The 23643-nt window shown below is 65.4% G+C and carries 22 protein-coding genes; 12 read left to right on the top strand and 10 right to left on the bottom strand.

Features of this window, described 5'->3' with window-relative positions; translation table 11 throughout:
* Positions 1-108 precede the first annotated feature (108 nt).
* Positions 109-1365, top strand: coding sequence for a 6-phosphofructokinase (locus tag HF690_RS13475; protein WP_168609795.1), 1257 nt, complete (start codon positions 109-111; stop codon positions 1363-1365).
* A 9-nt stretch (positions 1366-1374) separates the two neighbouring features.
* Here HF690_RS13475 and HF690_RS15230 read toward each other — a convergent pair whose 3' ends face one another.
* A complete protein-coding gene (locus tag HF690_RS15230) occupies positions 1375-1782 on the bottom strand; it encodes a glutaredoxin family protein (RefSeq protein ID WP_168184744.1) in 408 nt (135 codons plus the stop codon).
* Between the two features lie 96 nt (positions 1783-1878).
* The gene (locus tag HF690_RS13465; protein ID WP_146742340.1) at positions 1879-2073 is read right to left on the bottom strand and encodes a hypothetical protein; all 195 of its coding nucleotides are present in this window, start codon (positions 2071-2073) and stop codon (positions 1879-1881) included.
* A 500-nt stretch (positions 2074-2573) separates the two neighbouring features.
* Here HF690_RS13465 and HF690_RS13460 point away from each other — a divergent pair, with 500 nt between their 5' ends.
* The 6 genes from HF690_RS13460 to ppa all read left to right on the top strand — a co-directional run bounded on the left by HF690_RS13460 (position 2574) and on the right by ppa (position 11028).
* Positions 2574-4625, top strand: coding sequence for a sodium-translocating pyrophosphatase (locus HF690_RS13460; RefSeq protein WP_168609794.1), 2052 nt, complete (start codon positions 2574-2576; stop codon positions 4623-4625).
* 196 nt (positions 4626-4821) lie between these two features.
* Complete coding sequence (locus HF690_RS13455; protein ID WP_113065776.1) at positions 4822-5379, top strand: LemA family protein; 558 nt, start codon at positions 4822-4824, stop codon at positions 5377-5379.
* Positions 5369-7252, top strand: coding sequence for a DUF2207 domain-containing protein (locus HF690_RS13450; protein ID WP_168609793.1), 1884 nt, complete (start codon positions 5369-5371; stop codon positions 7250-7252). The genes HF690_RS13455 and HF690_RS13450 overlap by 11 nt, the downstream gene beginning before the upstream one ends.
* 110 nt (positions 7253-7362) lie before the next feature.
* Positions 7363-9474 carry a prolyl oligopeptidase family serine peptidase gene (locus HF690_RS13445; protein WP_113065774.1) on the top strand — a complete coding sequence of 704 codons (2112 nt, stop codon included), beginning with the start codon at positions 7363-7365 and terminating at the stop codon, positions 9472-9474.
* A 68-nt stretch (positions 9475-9542) separates the two neighbouring features.
* A complete protein-coding gene (locus HF690_RS13440) occupies positions 9543-10376 on the top strand; it encodes a 2OG-Fe(II) oxygenase (RefSeq protein WP_168609792.1) in 834 nt (277 codons plus the stop codon).
* A gap of 112 nt (positions 10377-10488) precedes the next feature.
* The gene (ppa, locus tag HF690_RS13435) at positions 10489-11028 is read left to right on the top strand and encodes an inorganic diphosphatase (RefSeq protein WP_113065772.1); all 540 of its coding nucleotides are present in this window, start codon (positions 10489-10491) and stop codon (positions 11026-11028) included.
* A 28-nt stretch (positions 11029-11056) separates the two neighbouring features.
* Here ppa and HF690_RS13430 read toward each other — a convergent pair whose 3' ends face one another.
* Together HF690_RS13430 and HF690_RS13425 are read right to left on the bottom strand one after the other, a co-directional pair.
* Entirely contained in the window at positions 11057-11452 is a 396-nt protein-coding gene (locus HF690_RS13430) for a GFA family protein (RefSeq protein WP_168609791.1), read from the bottom strand.
* Positions 11453-11487: 35 nt separating this feature from the next.
* A complete protein-coding gene (locus tag HF690_RS13425; protein ID WP_168609790.1) occupies positions 11488-12135 on the bottom strand; it encodes a TetR/AcrR family transcriptional regulator in 648 nt (215 codons plus the stop codon).
* 246 nt (positions 12136-12381) lie between these two features.
* Between HF690_RS13425 and HF690_RS13420 the strand changes: the two genes are divergently transcribed.
* On the top strand, positions 12382-13041 hold the full coding sequence (locus HF690_RS13420; RefSeq protein WP_168609789.1) for a protein-L-isoaspartate O-methyltransferase family protein: 660 nt from the start codon (positions 12382-12384) through the stop codon (positions 13039-13041).
* A 31-nt stretch (positions 13042-13072) separates the two neighbouring features.
* Positions 13073-14452 carry a TolC family outer membrane protein gene (locus tag HF690_RS13415; RefSeq protein WP_338042924.1) on the top strand — a complete coding sequence of 460 codons (1380 nt, stop codon included), beginning with the start codon at positions 13073-13075 and terminating at the stop codon, positions 14450-14452.
* Positions 14453-14524: 72 nt separating this feature from the next.
* On the opposite strand, the gene waaA is transcribed toward HF690_RS13415, so the two are convergent.
* Entirely contained in the window at positions 14525-15787 is a 1263-nt protein-coding gene (waaA, locus tag HF690_RS13410; protein WP_168609788.1) for a lipid IV(A) 3-deoxy-D-manno-octulosonic acid transferase, read from the bottom strand.
* A gap of 95 nt (positions 15788-15882) precedes the next feature.
* Here waaA and lpxL point away from each other — a divergent pair, with 95 nt between their 5' ends.
* Positions 15883-16818: an LpxL/LpxP family Kdo(2)-lipid IV(A) lauroyl/palmitoleoyl acyltransferase gene (gene lpxL, locus HF690_RS13405; RefSeq protein ID WP_168609787.1), complete on the top strand. Its 936-nt coding sequence runs from the start codon at positions 15883-15885 to the stop codon at positions 16816-16818.
* Here lpxL and HF690_RS13400 read toward each other — a convergent pair.
* The 4 genes from HF690_RS13400 to HF690_RS13385 form a co-directional block, all read right to left on the bottom strand.
* A complete protein-coding gene (locus tag HF690_RS13400; protein ID WP_113065765.1) occupies positions 16803-17588 on the bottom strand; it encodes a glycosyltransferase family 2 protein in 786 nt (261 codons plus the stop codon). The genes lpxL and HF690_RS13400 overlap by 16 nt on opposite strands.
* Positions 17575-18852, bottom strand: a complete 1278-nt coding sequence (locus HF690_RS13395) for an O-antigen ligase family protein (RefSeq protein WP_168609786.1) — start codon at positions 18850-18852, stop codon at positions 17575-17577. Before HF690_RS13395 ends, HF690_RS13400 begins: the two co-directional genes overlap by 14 nt.
* 78 nt (positions 18853-18930) lie before the next feature.
* Positions 18931-20022, bottom strand: a complete 1092-nt coding sequence (locus tag HF690_RS13390; RefSeq protein WP_240151770.1) for a glycosyltransferase — start codon at positions 20020-20022, stop codon at positions 18931-18933.
* A gap of 184 nt (positions 20023-20206) precedes the next feature.
* Complete coding sequence (locus HF690_RS13385) at positions 20207-20416, bottom strand: zinc-finger domain-containing protein (protein ID WP_113065762.1); 210 nt, start codon at positions 20414-20416, stop codon at positions 20207-20209.
* A gap of 224 nt (positions 20417-20640) precedes the next feature.
* Here HF690_RS13385 and HF690_RS13380 point away from each other — a divergent pair, with 224 nt between their 5' ends.
* Positions 20641-21819 (top strand): Yip1 family protein, encoded by a 1179-nt coding sequence (locus HF690_RS13380; RefSeq protein WP_168609785.1) that lies wholly within the window; start codon positions 20641-20643, stop codon positions 21817-21819.
* A 46-nt stretch (positions 21820-21865) separates the two neighbouring features.
* Here HF690_RS13380 and HF690_RS13375 read toward each other — a convergent pair whose 3' ends face one another.
* Complete coding sequence (locus HF690_RS13375; protein WP_240151780.1) at positions 21866-22423, bottom strand: YceI family protein; 558 nt, start codon at positions 22421-22423, stop codon at positions 21866-21868.
* Between the two features lie 187 nt (positions 22424-22610).
* On the opposite strand from HF690_RS13375, the gene HF690_RS13370 reads away from it, so the two are divergent.
* Positions 22611-23597, top strand: a complete 987-nt coding sequence (locus tag HF690_RS13370; protein ID WP_168609784.1) for an ELM1/GtrOC1 family putative glycosyltransferase — start codon at positions 22611-22613, stop codon at positions 23595-23597.
* The last annotated feature ends 46 nt before the right edge of the window (positions 23598-23643 follow it).

The raw sequence follows: 23643 nt of genomic DNA, 5'->3' as shown, positions 1-23643 counted from the left end.
CGCGCTGGACTCTGGAAAAAATGGAGTTCAAGGTAGCCTTTGCGCCCAGGACAGTCAAACCCGCGGCCGGCGCGCCGCACCCCGTCTCACAGCAGGAATCGGATCGACATGGCCAAGGGAAAACTGCTCTACGCCCAGTCCGGCGGCGTCACCGCCGTCATCAACGCCACGGCCGCCGCCGTCATCGAGACCGCGCGCAGCCACGGCGTGAAGGTCTACGCCGCGCGCAACGGCATTCTCGGCGCGCTGCGCGAGGACCTGATCGACACCTCGCGCGAGAGCAAATCGGCCATCGCCGCCCTGCACCACACCCCCGGCGGCGCCTTCGGTTCATGCCGTTACAAGCTGAAACCGCCGGCCACGGACGACTCCGAATACGTGCGTCTGATGGAGGTCATGAAGGCGCACGACATCCGCTGGTTCCTCTACAACGGCGGCAACGACTCGGCCGACACCGCGCTCAAGCTCTCGCGACTGGGCCGCGAATACGGCCACGAAATCCACTGCATCGGCGTGCCCAAGACCGTCGACAACGATCTCGTCGTCACCGACTGCTGCCCCGGCTTCGGCTCGGTGGCGCGCTACACGGCGCTGTCGGTGCGCGAGGCCAGCCTCGACGTGGCGTCCATGAGCGAGACCTCGACCAAGGTGTTCATCCTCGAGGTGATGGGCCGCAACGCCGGCTGGATCGCCGCCTCCGCGGGCCTCGCCGGCGAAGGCGCCGACACGCCGCCGCACGTGATCCTGTTCCCGGAACGCAGCTTCGAGCCCAGGGCCTTCCTGGCCAAGGTGAAGGCCACCGTCGAGCGCGTCGGCTACTGCACCGTGGTCGCCTCCGAGGGCATCCGCGACGCGGACGGCACACTGCTGTCGGACACCGGTGGCCGGGACGCCTTCGGTCACGCCCAGCTCGGCGGCGTCGCGCCGCTGCTGGCGCAGATGGTCAACGAGAAACTGGGCATGAAGGTGCACTGGGCAGTGCCGGATTATCTGCAGCGCTCGGCGCGACACGCCGCCTCGGCCACCGACCTGATGCAGGCGCAGGCCGTCGGCAAGGCCGCCGTCGAGTACGCGCTGGATGGCATGAATGCCGTGATGCCGGTGATCCTGCGCGGCCGTGACAGCCCGTACCGCTGGAAAATCGCGGCGGCGCCGCTGGCGCGCATCGCCAACCGCGAAAAGAAGATGCCCAAGAGCTTCCTCAGCCGCGACGGCTTCGCCATCACCGCCGCCGCGCGACGCTATCTCGCCCCGTTGATCCGTGGCGAGGCACCCGCCCCCTGCGGCAAGGACGGCCTACCGCTGCACGCCGTGCTGAAGCGTGTCGCTGTCGCGAAGAAGCTCGCGCCCTGGGACGGTGCATGAGCGGTCCGCTCAGGAAGCGGTGCCAAGCAACAAGCCTTCCTTCTTGAGGACGGACGTCAAGCCCTTGCGGTCGAAGCCTCGCACTTCGTGACTCGGGGTGAAGATCACCGGCACGCCGCGTTCGTGCAGTTGTTCGAAAGCCTTCATCGCCTTCTTCGACTGATCGATCACGCGATCCTCGTAGGCGATGCCGTGCGCCTTGAAATAAGCACGCGCATCGCGGCAGTGCGGACACGTCGACAGTGAATACATCACCACTCGCGGTCCGTTCGCCGGAAGCTGCTGGCTGAAATTCCCCGCGACCACGGTCGGCTTGACCGGATGCATCCAGCGCGACACCACCGGCCCTCCGTACCAGCCGACACCGAGTCCCAAAATCAGAAATGCCACGACAATGGCGATGCTCTTGATGTTCACGTTACAAACTCCATCGCGGCGCATCCGCGCTACGCGCGGGTGCCGGATACGCGGCGCGGAAGAACCCGCGCCGCGCACTTCCTTGTCCATGTCAGCTCAGTGACATTGCACCTGGCAGTACAGATACTGCTGCTCTGAACACAGCCCGCCCGGACAGGTGGCCTGCATGCAATCGGACACACACTGATCGAATCCCGGCGGCGGCGTCGGACCACTGGCGATGGCCGCCGACGCCAGCCCGAGCCCGAACACAAATGCACTTGCACAAACCCATTGCAACTTGATCTTCATGGTTTCCTCCTTGATTCACGCACGATCCCTTTCGGGACCTTTCATGCATGCCGTCGGCATGCGTATGTCCGCGACGCCTATTCTCGCCTTCTCAACGCGCCGCGGATCTACCCCGTTAATTGCAGGCTTCGGTGGTGCAGTACTCGGACTGCTCGATGGAACACCCATTGGGACCATAGGAGCAGGCAGACAGACACGCCTGGACGCATTGCTCATAACCGGGTGGCAGCGAAGCAGCGCTCACGGAAGCCACTGACGCCATGCCCATACCGAATGCTAGTGCGCAAAAGCAGGCCAGTTTCATTTTCGCGTTCATTGATCACTCCTTAATCAATCTCGAAAAGTCGCCCTTGCAGGCTTTTCCTTTATGCCACTCCATCGCGCATTTGAAAATCACGCGCCGCCGACGCCTTATATTGCATCGCACAAAGGGTTCGCGACGAACTGCCCCCTATACTCGCGAGACCGTCATGTGACGGCAACGTTCTGGGGAGGTCTAGATGTTGCACGACTACGGTTTATGGATCGCACTGGCATGCGCCATCGTCGCGATCCTGTACGGCGCCTTCTCTGTGCGCTGGGTCCTGGCCCAATCGGCCGGCAACGAACGCATGCAGGAGATCGCGGGGGCGATCCAGGAAGGCGCACGTGCCTATCTCAATCGACAATACGGCACCATTGCCATCGCTGGCGTGGTGCTTTTTTTATTGATCGGATTCTTTCTCAACTGGCCCACGGCCATCGGCTTCGCCATCGGTGCCGTGCTCTCCGGCGCGACTGGGTACATCGGCATGAACGTGTCGGTGCGGGCCAATGTCCGCACCGCCGAAGCGGCGCGTGAAGGCATCAGTCCGGCCATGAACGTCGCCTTCCGCGGCGGCGCGATCACCGGCATGCTGGTGGTCGGTCTGGCGCTGCTGGGCGTGGCCGGCTACTTCTTCCTGCTGCCGCACTTCGGCTACACCGGCGAACACGCGCTGCACGCGCTGGTCGGCCTGGCCTTCGGCAGTTCGCTGATCTCGATCTTCGCACGCCTGGGGGGCGGCATCTTCACCAAGGGCGCCGACGTCGGCGCGGATCTGGTGGGCAAGGTCGAGGCCGGCATTCCGGAAGACGATCCGCGCAATCCGGCGGTGATCGCCGACAACGTGGGCGACAACGTCGGCGACTGCGCCGGCATGGCCGCCGACCTGTTCGAGACCTACGCGGTGACCGTGATCGCCACCATGCTGCTCGGCGGCCTGGCCTTCGCCCACGACACCAATGCCGTGCTGTATCCGCTGGTGCTGGGCGCGGCGTCGATCATCGCCTCGATCATCGGCACCTTCTTCGTGCGGGTGAAACAGGGCGGCTCGATCATGGGGGCGCTGTACAAGGGCGTGATCATCTCGGCCGTGCTCTCGGCCATCGCCTTCTGGTTCATCACGCACAACCTGTTCCCGAACGGTCTGACGTCCACGGGCGGTGACGCGACGATCTCGTCGATGAACATCTTCTACTGCTCCGTCATCGGCCTGGTGCTGACCGGCCTGATCGTGTGGATCACCGAGTACTACACCGGCACCGAGTACAAGCCGGTGCGCCACATCGCGCAGGCGTCGACGACCGGCCACGGCACCAACATCATCGCCGGCCTCGGCGTGTCGATGAAGGCGACGGCGTGGCCGGTGATCGCGGTGTGTCTGGCGATCTGGGGTGCGTTCCACTTCGGCGGCCTGTACGGCATCGCCATCGCCGCGACGGCCATGCTGTCGATGGCCGGCATGGTGGTGGCGCTGGACGCCTACGGCCCGATCACCGACAACGCCGGCGGCATCGCCGAGATGGCCGAACTGCCGGCCGAGGTGCGCGGCGTCACCGATCCGCTGGACGCGGTCGGCAACACCACCAAGGCGGTGACCAAGGGCTACGCCATTGGTTCGGCGGCGCTGGCCTCGCTGGTGCTGTTCGCCGACTACACGCACAACCTGAGCGCCAACAATCCGGGCCAGGTGTTCACCTTCGACCTGTCCGATCACATGGTCATCATCGGCCTGCTGATCGGCGGTCTGATTCCGTACCTGTTCGGCGCCCTGGCGATGGAAGCCGTGGGTCGCGCGGCGGGTGCGGTGGTCGAGGAAGTGCGTCGCCAGTTCCGCGAGATCAAGGGCATCATGGACGGCAGCGGCAAGCCCGAGTACGACAAGGCCGTCGACATGCTGACCAAGTCGGCGATCAAGGAAATGATCGTGCCGTCGCTGCTGCCCGTCGTGGTGCCGGTGCTGGTCGGTCTGCTACTGGGGCCGAAGGCGCTGGGCGGCGTGCTGATCGGCACCATCGTCACCGGCCTGTTCGTGGCCATCTCGATGACCACCGGCGGCGGTGCCTGGGACAACGCCAAGAAGTACATCGAGGACGGCAACTGCGGCGGCAAGGGCTCGGAGGCGCACAAGGCCGCGGTCACCGGCGACACGGTCGGCGATCCATACAAGGACACGGCCGGCCCGGCCATCAACCCGCTGATCAAGATCATCAACATCGTCGCCCTGCTGCTGGTGCCGCTGCTTTCCTGAAGCCAGCCACACCGGTCACGACAACACATGAACCCTCCGCCTCGCGCGGAGGGTTTTTTTTGCATTTACACCCCTCCGACCGGCCCGCGCAATGCGGCTCCCGCCTCCTGCGAGGGACAAGGCGATTCCATGCCACAATGCGACGGCCATTCGCCGGATATTGCGGCGACGCTGTGCGGCCCTGGGGAGAACGGACATGATCGCGACACTGGTCCTGCTTGTGCCGGTTGCCTATGCCATCTGGATCTTCAATCGTCTGGTACGCGACCGCAATCAGGTACATGTGGCGTGGAGCGATGTCGATGTGCAGCTGCAACGCCGGCACGACCTGGTGCCGCGACTGGTCGAAGCCGTGCGCGGCTACGCCCACCACGAGCAGCAACTGCTGCAGCGCGTGACCCGCGAGCGCAGCGATGCGCGCGCGGCGCGGGACACCGACGCGCGCGCCACGGTCGAAACCGCGCTGGGCCACGACCTCGGTCGATTGATCCTGGTCTCCGAGGCCTATCCCGAACTCAAGGCCAGCGCGAACTTCGCTCAATTGTCGACCGAACTGGTCGAGGTGGAGGACGCCATCGCGCACGCACGCCGCTTCTACAACGGCTCGGTGCGCCAGTACAACACGGACCTGGAACGCTTCCCGGAACGACTGGTGGCGCGCGCCACCGGCTTCGTGCCCGCGGCCTTCTTCTCCGCCGAGACCGAAGCGCGCGCACCGGTGTCCGTGAACGGGGGAACCGAACGTGAGACCTAATCTTTCCTGGCTGCTGTGGCTGGCCTGCCTGATGGCCTGGGCCGCTCCCGCGCACGCCGACGAGCGCATCCTGGACTACCACGCCGAGATCCATGTCGCCGTCGACGGCAGCATGACCGTAACCGAGCGCATCCGGGTGCGCGCCGAAGGCCATCGCATCCGCCGTGGTATCTACCGCGACTATCCCACCGAGTACCGCGACCGGCAGCACAACCGCTATCGGGTTGGCTTCCAGGTGCTGGCGGTCATGCGCGACGGGCACGCCGAACCCTGGCACACCAAGAAACAAAGCAATGGCGTGCGCGTGTACATCGGCGACCGCCACCGTACGTTGGCCAGCGGGGTGCACACCTACACCCTGCGCTATCGCACGACGCGACAACTCGGCTTCTTCGACACCCACGACGAGCTGTACTGGAACGTCACCGGAACGGGCTGGGCCTTTCCCATCGACCACGCCAGCGCCACGGTGCATCTGCCCGCCGAGGTCGATGCGGCGCGACTGAAGGCGTACGGCTACACCGGCGCGCAGGGCGCGACCGGAAAGGCGCTCGATGCCCGCATCCTCGCCGACGGCGCCGAATTCAGTACCACACAGCCCCTGGCGCCGCATCACGGCCTGACCATCGTGCTCGAATTTCCCAAGGGCCTGGTACGCGCACCGGACGCCAAGCAGAAGCTGATCTGGTTGCTGCATGACAACCGCAACCTGCTGCTAACACTGCTCGGCCTGCTGGTTCTGTGGCTGTACTACGGCTGGGCCTGGAACCGCTTCGGCCGCGACCCAGCCTCCGGCCCGCTGGTGGCACGCTACGAGCCGCCGGACGGCGACTCAGCCGCGGCGCTGCGCTACGTGCGCGACATGGGCTACGACAACACCTGCTTCACCGCTGGCATTCTCGGTCTGGCGGCCAGAGGCTGTCTGGACATCGAGCAGCACGGCAAGACCTACACTCTGACCCGCACCGCCGACGCGCCCGTGCAGAGCCTGCGCGGCGACAGCAAGGCTCTGTTCCAGGCGCTGTTCTCCGGCGGCGACACGCTGAAACTCAAGCAGTCCGAGCGCACACGCGTGGTCAAGGCGCGCAAGGCGCATGAAGGCGCACTGTCGCGTGCCTACGAGAAGAAATACTTCTTCACGAACCGCAACAAGCTCTGGCCGGGCGTGCTGATTTCCCTGCTAACCCTGCTGGCCATGGTGTACGGCGGCGGCGTGCCGGCTGCCTTCATGCTGCTGTGGCTGTCGATCTGGAGCTTCGGCGTCTATGCCCTGGCCGCCGCGGCCCTGCGCAAGGCTCGCAGCGGTCATGCCGCCAGCAGCATCGGCAGCTGGCTGTTCCTGCTTCCCTTCGCCGCCGGCGAAGTGGCCGGCCTGGCTCTGTTCGGCTCCCTGGTCGGCTACGCCGTCCTGCCGCTGTTCGCGGTGCTGATCGGCACCAACATCGCCTTCTACCACTGGATGAAGGCGCCGACCCAGGACGGCGCCCGACTGCTCGATGGCATCGAAGGCTTCCGCTGGTATCTGGGCGTGGCCGAGAAGCAGGAGCTGGATTCGCGCTACAAACCCGAATCGCATCCGGAACTGTTTGCCCGGTATCTGCCCTACGCCGTGGCGCTGGACGTCGGCAACGCCTGGGGCGAACGCTTCGCCGGTGCACTCGATGCAGAACAGATGCGGCAGGCGCAGCCGACCTGGTACCACGGCAGCAACATCGGCCTGTTCACCGCCGGCAACTTGGCGGCCTTCGGCAGCAGTCTCGGTTCGGGCGTGAACAGCGCCATCGCCTCGGCCTCGGTCGCACCGGGTTCAAGTTCCGGTTCCAGCGGTTTTTCCGGTGGTGGTGGCGGCGGCGGTGGTGGCGGCGGCTGGTGACCGCATCGGGACCGGCCCGGGCGGATATCCGGCACATCGATTCCATGCACGGACGTCCCGAGCGTCCGGCAGCGATACGGCAACATCAAGACAATCTGCGAGGTCATCCCATGAAAGCGTTCGGTCTATTCCTGGTTCTGTGCGTCGCAACGAGCGGCGCAAGCATCGCCTTCGCAGCGCCGCCCACACCGGGCGATGGCACTGCCGACCCCTACCTGTGGCTGGAAAAGACCCATGGCGAACGCGCCATGCAATGGGTCCACGAACAGAACGCGCGCACCGAGAAGCGATTCGCCGACAACGCGCAATTCGAGCGCACGCGCAAAGCCATTCTCGGCGTGCTCGATTCGGACGCGCGGATTCCCTACGTTCATCGTCGGGGCAAGTACCTGTACAACTTCTGGAAGGACAAGCAGCACCCGCGCGGCCTCTGGCGACGCACCACACTGGCCGAGTACCGCAAAGACGCGCCGACATGGCAGACGCTTCTGGACATCGACGCACTGGGCAAGGCCGAAGGCCGCAAATGGGTGTTCAAGGGCGCGCAATGCATGAAGCCGGCCTACCGGCGGTGCCTGGTCGAACTGTCGCCGGACGGCGGCGATGCCGTCGAAGTGCGCGAGTTCGACGTCGCCACTCGCTCCTTCGTGAAGAACGGTTTCCATCTGCCGGTGGCCAAGACGGACGTCGACTGGATCGACCGTGACCACATCTACGTCGGCACCGACTTCGGTCCCGGCTCGATGACGAAGTCCAGCTACCCGCGCATCGTCAAGGAGTGGACCCGCGGCACACCGCTGAAGGACGCCCGGACGATCTACGCCGGCAAGAAGTCGGACCTGGCGATTTCCGCTTCGCACGACCGCACGCCGGGCTATGAGCGCGATTTCGTCTACGTGGTGAAGGACTTCTTCCACAGCGAGCTGTACCAGCGCAAGGACGGCAAGCTGATCCGGGTCGACGTGCCGCTCGACGCGCAAGCCGGCGCGCACCGTCAGTGGCTGCTGGTGCAGACCAAATCACCCTGGACCACCGGTGGGAAAACCTGGCCCTCCGGCGCGCTGCTGGCAATCAAGTACGACGCCTTCATGGCCGGCAAGCGCGACTTCACCGCGCTGTTCACGCCCGATGCGCACACGGCACTGTCGTCCTACAGCTGGACCCGGCATCACCTGATTCTGGACACGCTCAAGGACGTGCAGAGCCGACTGGAGGTGCTCACTCCGCACCCCGACGGCAGTTGGTCACGCAAGCCGCTCGCCGGCGCGCCCGCCTTGAGCACGGTGCGCGTGGTCGACACCGACCCGGACCATGACGATGCGTACTGGATCGACGTCACCGGCTTTCTCACGCCCTCCACCCTGGAACGCGGCGTCATCGGCGCCAAGCGTGCCGAGAAGATCAAGCAGGCGCCGTCGTTCTTCGATGCCTCGGCCTTCACCGTGAGCCAGCACTTCGCGACCTCCAAGGACGGCACGCGCGTGCCGTATTTCGAGATCGCACCGAAAGGCATCAAGCCGGACGGTTCCAACCGCACCCTGCTCTACGGTTATGGCGGCTTCGAGGTCTCGCTCCTGCCGCGCTACAGCGGCAGCATCGGGCGCGCCTGGCTGGAACGCGGCGGCGTCTACGTAATCGCCAACATCCGCGGCGGCGGCGAATACGGCCCGCGCTGGCACAAGGCCGCGCTGAAGGCCAACCGTCCCAAGGCGTACCAGGACTTCGCGGCCGTTGCGAAAGACCTGATCCGCCGCGGCGTCACTTCGCCCTCGCATCTGGGCGCCGAGGGCGGCAGCAACGGCGGCCTGCTGATGGGCAACATGCTGGTGAGCTACCCGCAGCTGTTCGGCGCCATCGCCTGTGAAGTCCCGCTACTGGACATGAAGCGCTACATCCACCTGGACGCCGGCGCATCGTGGATTGGCGAGTACGGCAATCCGGACGACCCGAAACAGTGGTCCTACATCAAGACCTTCTCGCCCTATCAGCTGGTGAAGAAAGGCGTGCACTACCCGCCGGTGCTGTTCTACACCACCACCAGCGACGACCGCGTGGGTCCGGCCCAGGCGCGCAAGATGGCGGCAAAGATGGAAGGCATGGGCTACCGGAACGTGTGGTTCTACGAGAACACCGAAGGCGGTCACGGCGCCGGCGCGGACAACAAGCAATCCGCACACATGCATGCGCTGGCCTGGAACTTCCTCTGGAATCAGTTGCAGTAGATCCTGAACCGACTGGACACACGAACGGCATCGCATCGTGGTGCCGTTCGTTATTACAATCGGCGACCATGGGCAAACAGACTTCGAACACCAATTCCCTTCGCGAGTGGATTCTGACCACGGCGCGCGATGGCCACGACATCGACATGATCCTGCTGATGATGGAGCGGGCGGGATACGAATCGCGTCAGGCGCGGAAAATCGTGGCCAAGACCCTGAACCGCCCGGCCGTGGCGCTGGACGTGGAAGTGAAGCCCCCCGCCGGCAAGCTTCCCCGCCATCCCGAACCGCCCATGCAGATCGTCGGCGGTCAGCGCACGGAAGTCTCCGTGTGTATCGACACCCCGCCGATCCGCGTCATGGAACACCTGCTGCAGGACGATGAATGTGAGCAGTTGATCGAACTGGCGCGCCCGCGCCTGGATCGGTCGCTCACGGTGCGCCAGGACGGCGGCAACCAGGTCGACGAAGCCCGCACCAGCCGCGGTATGTTCTTCAATCCCGGGGAATCGCCGCTGATCGAGCGTATCGATGCGCGCATGGCCGAACTGGCCGGCCTGCCCACGAGCCATGGCGAGGGCCTGCAGGTGCTGCACTACCTGCCGGGCCAGCAGTACGAGCCGCACTTCGACTGGTTCGACTCCAGCAAGGACGGCTTCAAGCTGGTCACGCTCAAGGGCGGTCAGCGCGTGGCCACCATCATCATGTATCTCAACACACCCGCCGGCGGCGGCGGCACGCACTTTCCGAATGCCGGTGTCACGGTCACCGCGCGTCGCGGTTCTGCGCTGTATTTCGCCTATCAGCACGGCGATCAGGCATCGCTGCACGCCGGCCTTCCGGTCACCGAAGGCGAGAAGTGGATCGCCACCAAGTGGCTGCGCGAGCGCCCATTCAAGTGATCATGCGCAAAGCCTGCATATAACCTCGTACAACCATGGGGTTTTTGCGACGCAACACGCTTTGTCCTATGCTGCGCGCCCCCGTATGCATGTATGAAAGGAACCTCCTCCCATGAGCCTGGATCTGGTGACCGCCAGCGACGAAAAGTCTGGCGCGTACAACGTCATCATCGAAATTCCCAAGGACGCCGAGCCGGTCAAGTACGAAGTCGACAAGGCCAGCGGCGCCATTTTCGTCGACCGCGTGCTGACCACGCCGATGCGCTACCCGTGCAACTACGGCTACATCCCGCAGACCCTGGGCGGTGACGGCGATCCGCTCGACGCGCTGGTGATCTTGCCGCTGCCGCTGGTGGCCGGCTCGGTGATTCCCTGCCATCCGGTCGGCATGCTGCAGATGACCGATGAGGCCGGCAGCGACGAAAAGCTGGTGATGGTGCCAACCGCGAAGATCTTCAGCGGCTACGCGCACATCGACAACATCGACAAGGTGTCCGGCCACTGGCTGGAGCGCATCGGCCACTTCTTCGAGCACTACAAGGACCTGGAGAAGGGCAAGTGGGTCAAGCTCGACGGCTGGGGCGACGTGGAAGCGGCGCGCAAGGAGCTGGCCGCAAGCATCGATCGCTACAAGGGCACCAACGCGTCCTGATCGCGCTACGCGTCATCGCGGGGACCGCTCAGAAACGGTCCTCGCGCTCTTCCCGGCGCAGGCCGTCGTCCTGCTTCAACCACGGCAGCGTGTGCTGCACGTAGATGTCGTATTGCGGCGCCACGGCTTCCGGATAGTCCAGGCTTCCGATGGCCACGCACGCATACCCGTCGTCTTCGATCGTGCACAGCGTGCTGCCGCAACGGCCGCAGAAACCCCTTCGCATACCCGGCGAGGAAGCGAACCACTTGGGCTCGGCTCCTTCCCATGCGAAATGGCGCTCGGCGAAATTGACCCAGGCCACGACCGGCGCGCCCGCACTGCGACGACACGCATCGCAGTGACAATAGTGCGGATTGACCGGCTCGCTCCGCGCCACGTACGCGACCGCGCCACACAGGCAGTGACCGCGATAGACGTGCATCGGTAGACCGGGCTCCGCCGCGGGCATCACATGCTTCAGCGCGGAGCGTAGGCGCGCAGGAACATATCCACGGCGGCCTCGGCGTTTTCTTCCATTTCCTTGCGGAACTGCGGGCAGTTGTCGTCGACGCAGCCGAGCAGACGGCGGAAATGCAGATCGCCCTTCAGCAGGCACAGGAACTGTCCCGCTGCGCGATCGACATCCTCGATCACGAGTTCGCCGCTGGCCACATACTCTTCCAGCATCGCCTGCATCAACTGACGCGAGCGCATCGGCCCTTCTTCCCACAGCATCTGCCCCAGACGCGGCTCGCCGCTGGCGCAATCGCTGGTGATGGCACGCCACACGCCGATGGTTTCCGAACTGCTCATCAACTTGGCGTGGTGACGGGCGATGCGCAGCAGCGCCTCGCGCAGCGAGTCACCCTCGTGCCTGCAGTACAGCTGCTCGGGCACCATGCTGCGGCAGCGCGCACGCACCGCCTCGCGAAACAGCGTGGCCTTGTCGCCGAAATGGCTGTAGACGGTGAGCTTCGAGACACCGGCCCGCGAGGCCACCGCATCCATGCTGGTATGTTCGAAACCCTGATCGGTGAAGAGGTCCTGGGCCGCATCGAGAATCGCAGCGCGCTTCTCCATATCCTTCGGCCGACCCGGACGCTGGCATTTGGCGATCGTATTCATCAGGGAAGTTTCGTTACACAAACAGTTGATTTTATTATACGGTTCGGTTCAATTATTTCCAGATGCGGTTGCAGTGTCCGCCTGCGGACACTGCCGACCGTCCGCGGACACGGTGACTTCCGGCACTTCGGCTACTCTCGACCAGCCCGCACGATGCAAGGCGATCATGCGGTTTAGGGCCGCATGGATGGCTCGCGCTACCCTGCGACTCTATAATTCCACGCTCGTTCCCAGCACATAAGCTAGATGACCATGAATCTCGAACTGGCCCGCCAGAACATGATCGAAAACCAGGTCCGCCCCTGGGAAGTGCTCGACGCCCGCGTTCTGGAGGTGCTGAGCCGCGTGCGACGCGAGGATTTCGTGCCCGACGCCTACCGCAATCTCGCCTTCGCCGACCTCGCGCTACCGCTGGGTCACGGCGAACAGATGATGAAGCCGGTGCAGGAAGGCCGCATGCTGCAGGCGCTGGATCTGACCGGATCCGAGGACGTGCTGGAAATCGGCACCGGCTCGGGTTTCATCACGGCTTGCCTGGCGACGCTGTCGCGCCGCGTGGCCAGTGTCGAGATACACGCCGATTTCACCGAGCGTGCCCGTGAGCGCCTGCGCGCCGCCGCGATCGAGAATGTCGAGCTGGTGACTGCCGAAGCGGTCAACGAATACCACCCCGGAGGCGTTTTCGATGTCATCGCGGTGACCGGCGCGGTGGCGCACGTGCCCGAACGTTTCAGCCGCTGGCTCAAGCAGGGCGGCCGCATGTTCGTGGTTCGCGGATGCGCGCCGATCATGGAGGCCGTGCTGCTGCATCACGAAGGCGACGGTCGCTACCGCGAAGAAAGCCTGTTCGAAACCGACCTTCCCTATCTGAAGAACGCACAACCGGAGTCGCGGTTCACGTTGTAACGTGCCGCGTTGTCATGAGGACGATGCCCCGATGAGACCTATCATGCGCTTCAAACCCGTTTTGCTGGCCCTGGCCATCACCGCCGCCATGCCCGGCATGGCCCATGCCGAGGATCTGATGCAGGCCTATCAGCAGGCGCGTCAGAACGATCCGCAACTGGCCCTGGCCGAAGCCAACACGCGCAGCGTCCACGAGGGCATCAACCAGGCACGCGCTGCACTGTTTCCGCAGATCAACGCCAGCCTCGGTCTGACCCAGGACAATCGCGGTCGTTCGTCCGGCACCTACATCGACCAGAGCACCGGTCAGCTGTACATGACGCCGGCCACGGGCTATCTGCGCAACCGCAATCTGTCGCTGACCTTGAGCCAGAGCGTGTTCGACCTCAGCCGCTACGAGGACCTGAAGTCCGCGCACGCTCAGGCCGACAGCCAGAACGCGCAGTACTCGGCCGAGGAACAGAACCTGCTCGTCCGCGTGGCCACGGCGTACTTCAACGTGCTGACCGCGAAGGACCAGGTCGCCTTCAGCAAGGCGCAGGAAAAATCGCTGGCCCGTGAGCTGGACCAGGCCCAGCAGCGCTTCAAGGTCGGACTCTCCGCGATCACCGACGTGCAGGACGCCAAGGCGCAGCACGATTCGGCCACCGCACAGTTAATCAGCGCGCAGAACGCCCTCGACGATGCCCGCGAGGCCCTGACGCAGATCACCGGCGAGCCCGCCAAGAACCTCAAGGTGCTGCGCGACGAGGTGCCCTTGCAACCGCCGGTGCCCAACAATGTATCCGACTGGGTGCGCACCGCGCTGCAGAACAATCCGAGCATCATGGCGCAGCAGTACAACGTCGACGCAGCCGATTATCAGGTCAGCTCGGCCCGCGCCGGCCATCTGCCGACCATCAGCGCCAACGTGTCCTACGGCAAGAGCTCGACCTGGAGCGAGAACGGCACGCTGAACACCTCGACGCCCAGCGACACCACCTTCGGGCTCACCCTGCGCGTACCGATCTTCTCCGGCGGGCTGGTGCAATCGCAGGTTCGTCAGGCCATCGCCCAGCGCGACGCCTCGAAGGATGGACTGGAGTCGCAACGCCGCCAGACCATCCGCAATACTCGCAACTATTTCCGCTCGGTGATCGCCGGCATAAGCGAAGTGGAAGCCACACGTCAGGCCGTGCAGTCGTCGCAGAGCGCATTGGAGGCCACCGAAGCTGGCTTCAAGGTCGGCACCCGCACCATCGTCGATGTGTTGCTTGGCCAGCAGAACCTGACCAACGCCCAGCAGAGCTACTCGCGCGCACGTCACCAGTTCGTGCTCAACCAGCTACTTCTGAAACAGGCTGCGGGCACGATAACCGTCAAGGACCTGCAAGCGGTCAACGCCCTGCTCGAATCACCGGACGGAGCCTGAAACGTTCCACGGAGCACACAAAAAAGCCAGCGTTGAACGCTGGCTTTTTTGTGCCGGAGCAAACCGCAGAAATCATTCCAGAAGCGGTTCGATGCGCTCCATGATCCGCGCGACCGCACCACTCTCGCGCTCGAACACCTGTCGCGCCGAACGCCCCATGCGATCCCGCACCGCTGGGTGCTCGAAGAGCTCACGCACACTGGCGCCCAGGCTCTGGGCGGTGACCCGGCGCGCCGCATCCACGCGCAGCAGACCGCGGGTGATGCCCTCGAAATTGAAGGTGTGCGGGCCGACCAGCACCGGCTTCGACAGCGACGCCGGTTCCAGCAGGTTATGGCCGCCGATCGGCTCCAGGCTTCCGCCCACGAACGCCACGTCCGCTGCAGCGTAGAACCTCATCAACTCACCCATGGCATCGACCAGGAAACACTGTGTGGTCGACTGCGGCAATTCATCCTCGCTGCGCGTGGCCATGCGGAAGCCGAGACTGCGGATGCTGTGCTCGACTGCGCGGAAGCGCTCGGGGTGGCGGGGCACCAGCAGCAGGAGCGCATCCGGAAAACGCCGCAGCACCTCCAGGTGCGCCTCCAGCGCCAGGGTTTCCTCGCCTTCGTGCGTGCTGGCAGCGATCCAGACTGGGCGCTCGGCGCCCCATGCCTCACGCATGGCGCACGCCTCGTCCCGGATTCTCGGCGGAAGCGGCATGTCGAACTTCAGGTTGCCCGCCACGCTTATGCTGCTGCGCCGCGTGCCCAGCAGGCGGTAGCGCGCCGCATCCGTCAGCGACTGCGCCGCCACGTGATACACGCAATGCAACGCCTGTCTGGCCAGCGGCTGCAGCGGCATGTATCCACGCAGCGAGCGCCGCGACAGGCGCGCATTGACGATCAGCAGAGGAATCTGGCGCTTGCAGCACGCGCTGTAAAGATTCGGCCAGATCTCGGTCTCGACGATCACCGCAATGCGCGGCCGGACGCGGTGCAGAAAGCGACTGACCGAGAACGGCAAGTCGTACGGCAGATACACATGGAACACCGAGTCGCCGAACAGTTGCCGCACACGCTCCGAACCGGTCGGCGTGACCGTGGTCACCACCATCGGCCAATCCGGATAACGCGCCATCAGCGCCTTGATGAGCGGCTCGGCCGCATTCACCTCGCCGAGGGACACCGCATGGACCCACAGACTGCGGTCGCGGAAACCGGGCGACTCGAAGATGCCGAATCGCTCACGCCAGCGCTGATGGTAATCGCCGTAGCGCATGCCGCGCGCCCACAGGCGCAGCATCAACAGCGGCGTGGCGATGAACATGGCGAGGGTGTACAGCAGGCGCAAGCGCGCGACTCCGGTCCGGTTCGACGGACCAGTATAGCCATTGCGCGCATCGCCATCCCCGCAAGCGGGCGCGCATTGACTACAATCGGTCCTCCATGCCCGGTGCCACGCGTCCATCCTTCCGTTCCGCCCTGCTCCGCCCGACCCAATGGCCGGCGTGGATCGGGCTCGGCTGCACCTGGCTGCTGGCGCGTCTGCCGTACCGCTGGCTGCTGGGCATGGGGCGCCTGCTCGGTGCGCTGATCAACCGCATACCGAACGCCCGTCGCCCGATCGCCGAGCGCAACATCGCGCTGTGCTTTCCCGAGCGCGATGCCGCCGCACAGAAGGCACTGGTCGATGCGCACATGCGTGACCTGGGCATGATGCTGGCCGAGTTCGCGGTCGGCTGGATGGGCAGCGATGCCGCTGTATCGCGCATTCCCGTGACCATCGAAGGCCTGGAGCACCTGGAAGCCGCCAAGGCGCAATCGCGCGGCGTACTGCTGGTCGGCGGCCATTTCTCGCACCTGGAGCTGTGCGCGCGTCTGGTTTCGGACCAGATCCGCATCGCCGGCATGTACCGGCGCATGGATTCGGACGTGTTCGAATGGGCCGTGCTGCGCGCGCGGCTGGACTACGCCGAGGCCATGTTCGACAAGGACGATCTGCGCGGCACCGTGCGCTATCTGCGCAACGGCGGCACGCTGTGGTACGCGCCGGACCAGGACATGCGCAGCAAGGACAGCGTGTTCGTGCCGTTCTTCGGCGTGCCGGCGGCCACCATCACCGCCACCCATCATCTGGCGCGCCTGTCCGGCGCCTGCGTGATGCCGTTCTTCCACCGCCGCCTCGATCACGGCCGGGGATACGCCATCCACATCGGCGCGCCGCTGGAGGCGTTCCCGAGCAGGGACGTCGTCGCCGATACCGCGCGCGTCAACGCCGCCATCGAGCAGATGGTGCGCGAGGCGCCCGAGCAGTATCTGTGGGTACACAAGCGCTTCAAGACGCGCCCACCCGGCGAATCGCCGGTCTACTCGCGCCGCTGACCGTCGTCGTGCGCACGCGCGTTCCGCCGCGCCTCGTACAGCTTCGCGTATTTCAGGAACACATAGAACGCGCCGGTCACGCTGGCGACGAAGCCGGCCCAGCCGCTGAGGAAGTAGCGTTTGAACAGGTACTGCCGCAGAAAGAACACCGGCGGATACAGCACCATGCGCACGCCTGTGAAGCGCTGCCGCCGGCGCAACTTGTGCGCGACCATGCCGCTGGAATAGCGGTTGATCTTGTCCACACGCGTCGCAATGTCGGCATCGCCGTCGTTGACGAAATCCGCCTCGCGCAGCGTGCGCACCGGGCCATCGACTTCGACGGCGGCATGCACCTCGACATCGTTCATGCCGCCGCGGCGGCGATCGAACAGTCGCAGATGCCCATTGCGATGACTGTGGCGGTGCTGCACGCCCCAGAACATGCGTTCGCGGCGCGGCAGGCGGTAACCGGCGACATCCGGTGCAACCAGCGCCCGCTCGATCACCTCGCGCGTGCCCGGCGACAGGATTTCGTCGGCATCCAGATTCAGCACCCAGTCGTGCCGCGCCATGTCGATGGCGCGCTGCTTCTGCGGGCCGTAGTCGTCGAACGGATGCGTCTCCACCCGCGCTCCGTGCTGGCGGGCGATGGCCACCGTGTCGTCGTCCGAACCGGAATCGAGTACCACCAGGTCCTCGACCCAGTCGACCTCACGCAAACAACGATCCAGTGTGTCGGCGTTGTTGTAAGTGATAACCACCACCGACAGCGGTTCACGACCGGCCATGCACGACTCCCGGCGATTCCTCGACCACGAACAGCGCCGCGCACCACAGCGCCAGCAGCCACCAGAACAGCAATCCCCACCAGGCCGAGTAGAACGCCAGGTGCGTGTTCAGCGGAAACAGCGTCACGCCCAGCGCCAGCGTCGCCGGAAACGCGCGTCGCCGCGCCGCCGACCCGACACGACGCCAGGCGCGGACGGCCACCACGGCGGCCGCCAGCCAGATCAGCAACCCGAGCGTGCCCGTCTCACTGGCAACCTCCAGCAGCAGTTGATGCGCATGACAGGCGCCCTCATGCGCGCCGCAGGCCTCGTCGCTGACCACGAAATGATCGTTCTTCGGCGCGTACTGCGGATAGGCATAGCGGAAGCCGCGCACGCCGACGCCGTTGATCGGATGCCCCGCATACATGCGCGCGGCCACGCCCCAGATATCCAGGCGTCCGCTCAATGCCGCATTCACGCCCGACTCGCTGTCGCTGAACACCTGCATGCTGCGCGTGACACGCGCCTCGAAGCGCGGCGAAAACTGCCAGGCCACACCGACCGCCAGCGCCAGTGCAACCAACCCGCCCGCGCAGAACAATGCAAAACGCTTCAGTGTGCGTGCCTCGAACGCGGCATAGGCCAGCACCACCAATGCGAACGTCAGCCACGCCGCGCGCGAACCGGACAGCAGAATCGGCCCCAGTAGCAGAAGCAGCGCGGCAACCATCCCGCGCAAGCCCCAGCGCTCGCGCGCTGCCCACACCACGAAGGGCGACAGACTGGCCAGCACCGGCCCCAGCTTGAGATTGTCGGCGCCGAAGATGCCCGATATCCGATGTGGCGCAGCCTGCCCGCCCAGACTCCAGCCGGTGAACATCTGCACCCAGGCGTCCAGCGCCCAGCACGCCACGACGATGGCGCTGGCGACGTACATCGCCCGCAGGCGCGGCCAGCGACGGATGGCGAAACAGGCGTAGATGCCCAGCGGGGCATAGCGAAGAATGCCGGCCACCGTCAGCCAGCTGCGTCCCGGCGCCACGCTGTCGAGCGCCGACAGCAGCGCAGCCAGCAGGTACGCCGCGAACAGCATCAGCAGCAGTCGCGCGCCGGCATGATTGGACAACGCATGCGGCTCGCGCGCGAACAGCATCACGCAGCCGAACAGGCACAGCAGCGTGCCCAACTCGCTGGCGCGGCCGAGCGGCAATAGCGCCAGCACCAGCCAGAATGGCAACAGTGGCGAACGCAGTGCGGCTTTCAGGGACGAGGCTTCGGACATGCACGGCCATCCGCGAGACAAAGGCCGATTGTAGGCCAGCCGGAAGCCCGACAGCCATGCGTCACGGCGAAACAGCGTTCAATCCGTGTCCGTATGTGTGAGCAGTTCGTCGTACAGGCGCAGCACATCCATCTGCATGTCCTGCAGACGATAACGATCCAGCGGCGCAATCGACGGCGCCAGACGCAGCAACTCGGCGGCGCGCTCGACCAGCCGCTCCTTGTCGCCCAGCGGCACGCGGCCGGCGGGATACAGCTCGGCGAGCAATTCGCCGACACCGCCGTGGGCATAGCCCAGCACGGGACGGCACAGCGAGAGCGCTTCGATCACGGTGCGACCGAACGATTCGGGCTTGTTGGACAGCTGCAGGATGAGCGATGACACCGCAAAGATGTCGCGCACATCATCGCGCGGCGGCGTCATCACCACCTTGTCGTCCATGCCGCGCGCTGAAATGCGTTGCCGCAACTCGGCGACGTAGGCTTCGCGCCCAGGCTCGATCACGCCCAGCAGCAGCAGTCGTGCCTCGATGCCGCGACTGTGCAGCCCGGCCAGCAGTTCGATGGCGTCGTCGTGTCCCTTGAGACGCGTGCCGCGACCCGGCAGCGTCAGCAGCGGAAACGCGTCCAACTGCGGATATTCGCTGAAGAAGCGCTCGCGCCATTCGTCCTCGGGCCGATAGCCATACGGAAAGGCCGCACTGTCGACGCCGCGCGGAATCACCTCCAGGCGCGAACGGTCGAAATCCGGATAGTGCTTGATGACGTAATCGCGCACGCTCTGCGACACCGCGATCACGCGGTCGCCACGCAGCATGATGCGGCTGTAGAACCCCGGCGAGTTGAGCCCGTGCACGGTAGTGACGAAGTGTGGTCGCGGTTTCATGCCGCGAAGGGCCAGGTAGCCCAGCCACGCTGGCATGCGCGAGCGCGCGTGCACGATGTCGGGCTTGATCTCGCGCAGCAGACGGCGCAGCGCGCGCACCTTGCCGAACACGCCCAGCGACTTGCGGCCGATATCCAGGGTGATGTGCCGGCTGCCGCCTTCCTCCAGCTTGTGCACCAGCCGTCCGCCCGCCGAGATCACCACCGAACGATGCCCGGCGGCAACCAGCGCGCTGGCGATTTCCAGGGTCGACCGTTCCGCCCCGCCCGAATGCATGGCAGGCATCAATTGAACCACGGTCATCGGCGACGACGACCGGGCAACGGTAGGTACCCGGTTTGGCATGTTGAAGGGACTCTGCGGCCCGGTGTTGTACATGGCGTCACTGCCTATGTCCCAAGCATCCCTGGAATGTCAAGCAAAGAACATGCCGAATCAGGAGTCAAATATGTGATTCGGAACGCAGATTTCAGTCCGTTAGCACATATTGCGCGGCGCAATAGGGACATACGGCGGTTCCGCCCTCGTCCTCGATGGGCAGATACACCCGCGGGTGCGAGTTCCACAGGTACATGCCCGGCATCGGACACGACAGCGGAAGGTCGCTGTGCGTCACTTTGTAACGATGTTCGGCATTGGCCGGCACCAGTTTTTCCGCGGCCGGATCTTGGCGCTGCATGGGTCAGGCTCCAGGGTCGAAAGTGAGACCGACATGGTACCGCAGCCGGGGTCGCGTCGGCACGATCCGGCCAGGAGCCTGGGCGATAGAAACACATGCGCCTAGTGCCTACGGCCGAATCGGCATCCGTGCACGATGTCCTAGAATGCTACGGAGCGCGACAGGGGTGGAACGCGCCTCGCATGCGCCGTCACGGCCATCGACACATCATCAGGGAGAACGCCATGGATTTCGACAGACTACTGACCCGGATCAAGGGCATTTTGCTGCAGCCGAACCGGGAATGGCCCGTCATCGCAGGCGAAGCAGAATCCGTCGCCTCGCTGTACAAGCGCTACATCCTGATTCTGGCCGCCGTGCCGGTGGTCTTCGCGTTCATCAAGTCCAGCCTGATTGGCTATTACGCATTCGGCATGCACGTGCGCGATTCCTTCGGCCACGGGATTTGGCGACTGATGCTCGGCTATGTCCTCAGCCTTGTGCTGGTGTACGTGGTCGCCGCCGTGGTCAATGCGCTGGCGCCGACCTTCGAAGGCCGCAAGGACCCTATCCAGGCGCTGAAACTCACGGCCTATGCCTGGACCGCATCGTGGGTCGCCGGCATGGCCGTGGTCATTCCCTGGATCGGCTGGCTCGTCATGTTCGCCGGCGGCCTGTACGCCATCTACCTGTTCTACCTCGGTCTGCCGCACACCATGCAGTGCCCGGCCGAGAAGCGTCTCGGCTACACCGCACTGAGCGTCTTGATCGCGATCCTCCTCGGCTGGGTGCTCGCCGCGATCCTCGGCGCCGTGACCGGAGCCGGCATCCTGATGCATCGCCTTCACCACCACGCGGACCGCGCCGCGCAGGCGGATGTCGCCAGCGCGATGGCGCAGCTCGAAGACCGGAACAAGCGAGCGGACGACGCGGACAACAGCGACAAGACGGCCGCCGAGCACATCCAATCGATGGCCCCCGACCGCATGCGCGCCCTGCTGCCCGGCGGTCTGGACGACCTGACGCGCAACAACGCCCGCGCCAGCCGCCAGGACGTGATGAACATGCAGATCAGCCAGGCCCGCGCCACCTACCTCGGCGAGAACGGCCAGCGCGTCGATCTGACCATCACCGACACCGGCGGCGCGCGCTCACTGCTCGCGCTCAGCGGCATGATCACGCAAGACATGGAAACCGTCACCGACGACGGCTTCGAGAAAGTCCGCCACGACGGCGACCGCATCGTGCACGAACGCTGGAACGACAAGACCCGAAGCGGCGAATACGCCGTACTGGTCGGCGGCCGCTATGCGGTGCGCGCACAGGGCCATGCAAAGGATTTCGAGGTACTCAAGGATGCCGTCGACGCGGTGAACCTGGATGCGCTGGAAAAGCTGCGCGACGCGGGCGTCGGCGGGAACTGAAACGATAGCGCCCGCCGCCGGCTCACGACGGCGGGCGCCGTGGCAATCACTCGCCCTTCATCATCTTCTGCATCTTGGCGTAGGCTTCCGCGCCCAGCGCCTCGACGGTGATATGCACCTTCACCTCGTCGCTGACCATCGGCGCGTAGGCACCCACGCCGAAGTCGCTGCGCTTAAGCGTGGTGGTGGCGTCGAAGCCGGCCGCCGGCGCCTTCAGCATCGGCTGGATGCCAACCTTGTTGACGGTCACATGCAGCGTCACCGGCTTGGTCACGCCGTGCACGCTGAGGTTACCGTCGACCGTCAGCTTGTCCTTGCCCGCGGGCGTCACCTTGGTGCTGACGAAGTGCGCGGTCGGGAATTTCGCGACGTTGAAGAAATCGGCGCCCTTCAGGTGCTCGTCCAGCTTGGTGACGTGCGTGTCCAGCCCGGACAGCGGAATATCGACCTTCACCGACGACTTCGCCGGATCGGCGGCGTCGTACACCAGCGTGCCGGTGATGTGGGTGAAGTTGGCGTCCGGGTTGGAGAACCCGAAGTGATTCCAGACCACACGGATCTGGGTGTGGTTGGGATCGAGTTTGTAGGTGACCGGCTTGGCCATGACCGGCGCGGCGGATAGCAGACCGATCAGCAGGGTGGCGAAGAAAGTACGCATAGCATCAGACTCCATGAAGGTGAGGACGGGCCGAGGCCGCGCAGTCGATCCGCAACAGCCATGATTCGACATCGGCGTTTCCCAGTGTAGGGGTCCCGTGCGACCCTTCCACCCCCGCCACCGAGAACAGACTGTGCTCGAAAACGACACAAAACCCGTTTCCGGCACCGCACAACGTTGCTGGGTGCTCACCGACGGCGCGGCCGGCAACGAGCGGCAGGCACTGGCCCTGGCGCAGGCGCTGGAACTGCCGGCACGCAATCTCGTGCTGCCGCTGCGGCCACCCTGGTCATGGCTGGCGCCACGCAGGCTGCCCGGCGGCCGTCTCGCTGTGGACGCCGGACACCGGCACCACCTGGCGCCACCCTGGCCGGACCTGGCCATCGGCTGCGGACGCGCCGCGGCCTTGCTGACCCGCCTGCTGCCCGACCTCTCCGGCGGCACCACCCGCTGCGTGCAGATTCTCGATCCGCGCATCGACCCGAAGCACTGGGATGCCGTGATCGCACCGCAGCACGATGGGCTGACCGGCCCCAACGTGCTCAACCCGCTGGGTTCGCTGAATCCCATCGACGATGCCTGGCTGGCGAGTGGCCGCGAAGCCTTCGCCCACCTCGGCGAGCTGCCCGGCCCGCGTCTTGGCGTCCTGCTGGGCGGACCGCGGCGCGGCGCACCGCTCGACGAGGCCTGGACCAACCGCCTGGTCGCCCATCTCCGCGCGCGCCGGCAGCGAGACGGCGGCAGCGTGCTGCTGCTGGCCTCGCGTCGCACGCCGGACGCGCTGTTCGAACGCGTGCGCGACGCACTGGAGGGCGTTCCGGGTCTGCAGTGGCGCAACGTCGCGGACGGCCCCAACCCCTACCCCGGCGTGCTCGGCTGGGCCGACCGCCTGATCGTGACGCCCGACTCCGTCAACATGCTCTCCGAGGCCGCCGCCACCGGCGCGCCCGTGCACACCCTGGCTCCGGAGACGCTGCCGCCGAAGCTGGCGCGCTTCCATGCCGCATTGCGCCAGCGCGGCTTGCTGCACGACCTCGAAGACGAGGCCCCGACCACGACAGCCCCGCTCCGCGAAACCGCCGCCATCGCCGCCGAACTGCGCCGAAGACTCGGGCTCTGAGCATCAAAAGTACGCGCATGCCACGCCGCGGCGTGGCATCCTAGCG

It is taken from the genome of Oleiagrimonas citrea (assembly GCF_012395255.1).
GTDB lineage: Bacteria > Pseudomonadota > Gammaproteobacteria > Xanthomonadales > Rhodanobacteraceae > Oleiagrimonas > Oleiagrimonas citrea.
Note: the sequence above shows the minus strand (reverse complement) of the source record. Positions and strands in the feature narration are given on the sequence as shown.

Coding starts and splice junctions, on each gene's coding strand:
- HF690_RS13390 (WP_240151770.1), bottom strand. CDS start 20,022: ATGCCTGCCATGCATTCGGGCGGGGCGGAACGGTCGACCCTGGAAATC.
- HF690_RS13385 (WP_113065762.1), bottom strand. CDS start 20,416: ATGCAGCGCCAAGATCCGGCCGCGGAAAAACTGGTGCCGGCCAATGCC.
- HF690_RS13465 (WP_146742340.1), bottom strand. CDS start 2,073: ATGAAGATCAAGTTGCAATGGGTTTGTGCAAGTGCATTTGTGTTCGGG.
- HF690_RS13375 (WP_240151780.1), bottom strand. CDS start 22,423: ATGGCCAAGCCGGTCACCTACAAACTCGATCCCAACCACACCCAGATC.
- HF690_RS13400 (WP_113065765.1), bottom strand. CDS start 17,588: ATGGCCGGTCGTGAACCGCTGTCGGTGGTGGTTATCACTTACAACAAC.
- HF690_RS13420 (WP_168609789.1), top strand. CDS start 12,382: ATGACCATGAATCTCGAACTGGCCCGCCAGAACATGATCGAAAACCAG.
- HF690_RS13425 (WP_168609790.1), bottom strand. CDS start 12,135: ATGAATACGATCGCCAAATGCCAGCGTCCGGGTCGGCCGAAGGATATG.
- HF690_RS13445 (WP_113065774.1), top strand. CDS start 7,363: ATGAAAGCGTTCGGTCTATTCCTGGTTCTGTGCGTCGCAACGAGCGGC.
- HF690_RS13380 (WP_168609785.1), top strand. CDS start 20,641: ATGGATTTCGACAGACTACTGACCCGGATCAAGGGCATTTTGCTGCAG.
- HF690_RS13430 (WP_168609791.1), bottom strand. CDS start 11,452: ATGCACGTCTATCGCGGTCACTGCCTGTGTGGCGCGGTCGCGTACGTG.
- HF690_RS13440 (WP_168609792.1), top strand. CDS start 9,543: ATGGGCAAACAGACTTCGAACACCAATTCCCTTCGCGAGTGGATTCTG.
- HF690_RS13455 (WP_113065776.1), top strand. CDS start 4,822: ATGATCGCGACACTGGTCCTGCTTGTGCCGGTTGCCTATGCCATCTGG.
- lpxL (WP_168609787.1), top strand. CDS start 15,883: ATGCCCGGTGCCACGCGTCCATCCTTCCGTTCCGCCCTGCTCCGCCCG.
- HF690_RS13395 (WP_168609786.1), bottom strand. CDS start 18,852: ATGTCCGAAGCCTCGTCCCTGAAAGCCGCACTGCGTTCGCCACTGTTG.
- HF690_RS13460 (WP_168609794.1), top strand. CDS start 2,574: ATGTTGCACGACTACGGTTTATGGATCGCACTGGCATGCGCCATCGTC.
- HF690_RS13415 (WP_338042924.1), top strand. CDS start 13,073: ATGAGACCTATCATGCGCTTCAAACCCGTTTTGCTGGCCCTGGCCATC.
- HF690_RS13475 (WP_168609795.1), top strand. CDS start 109: ATGGCCAAGGGAAAACTGCTCTACGCCCAGTCCGGCGGCGTCACCGCC.
- ppa (WP_113065772.1), top strand. CDS start 10,489: ATGAGCCTGGATCTGGTGACCGCCAGCGACGAAAAGTCTGGCGCGTAC.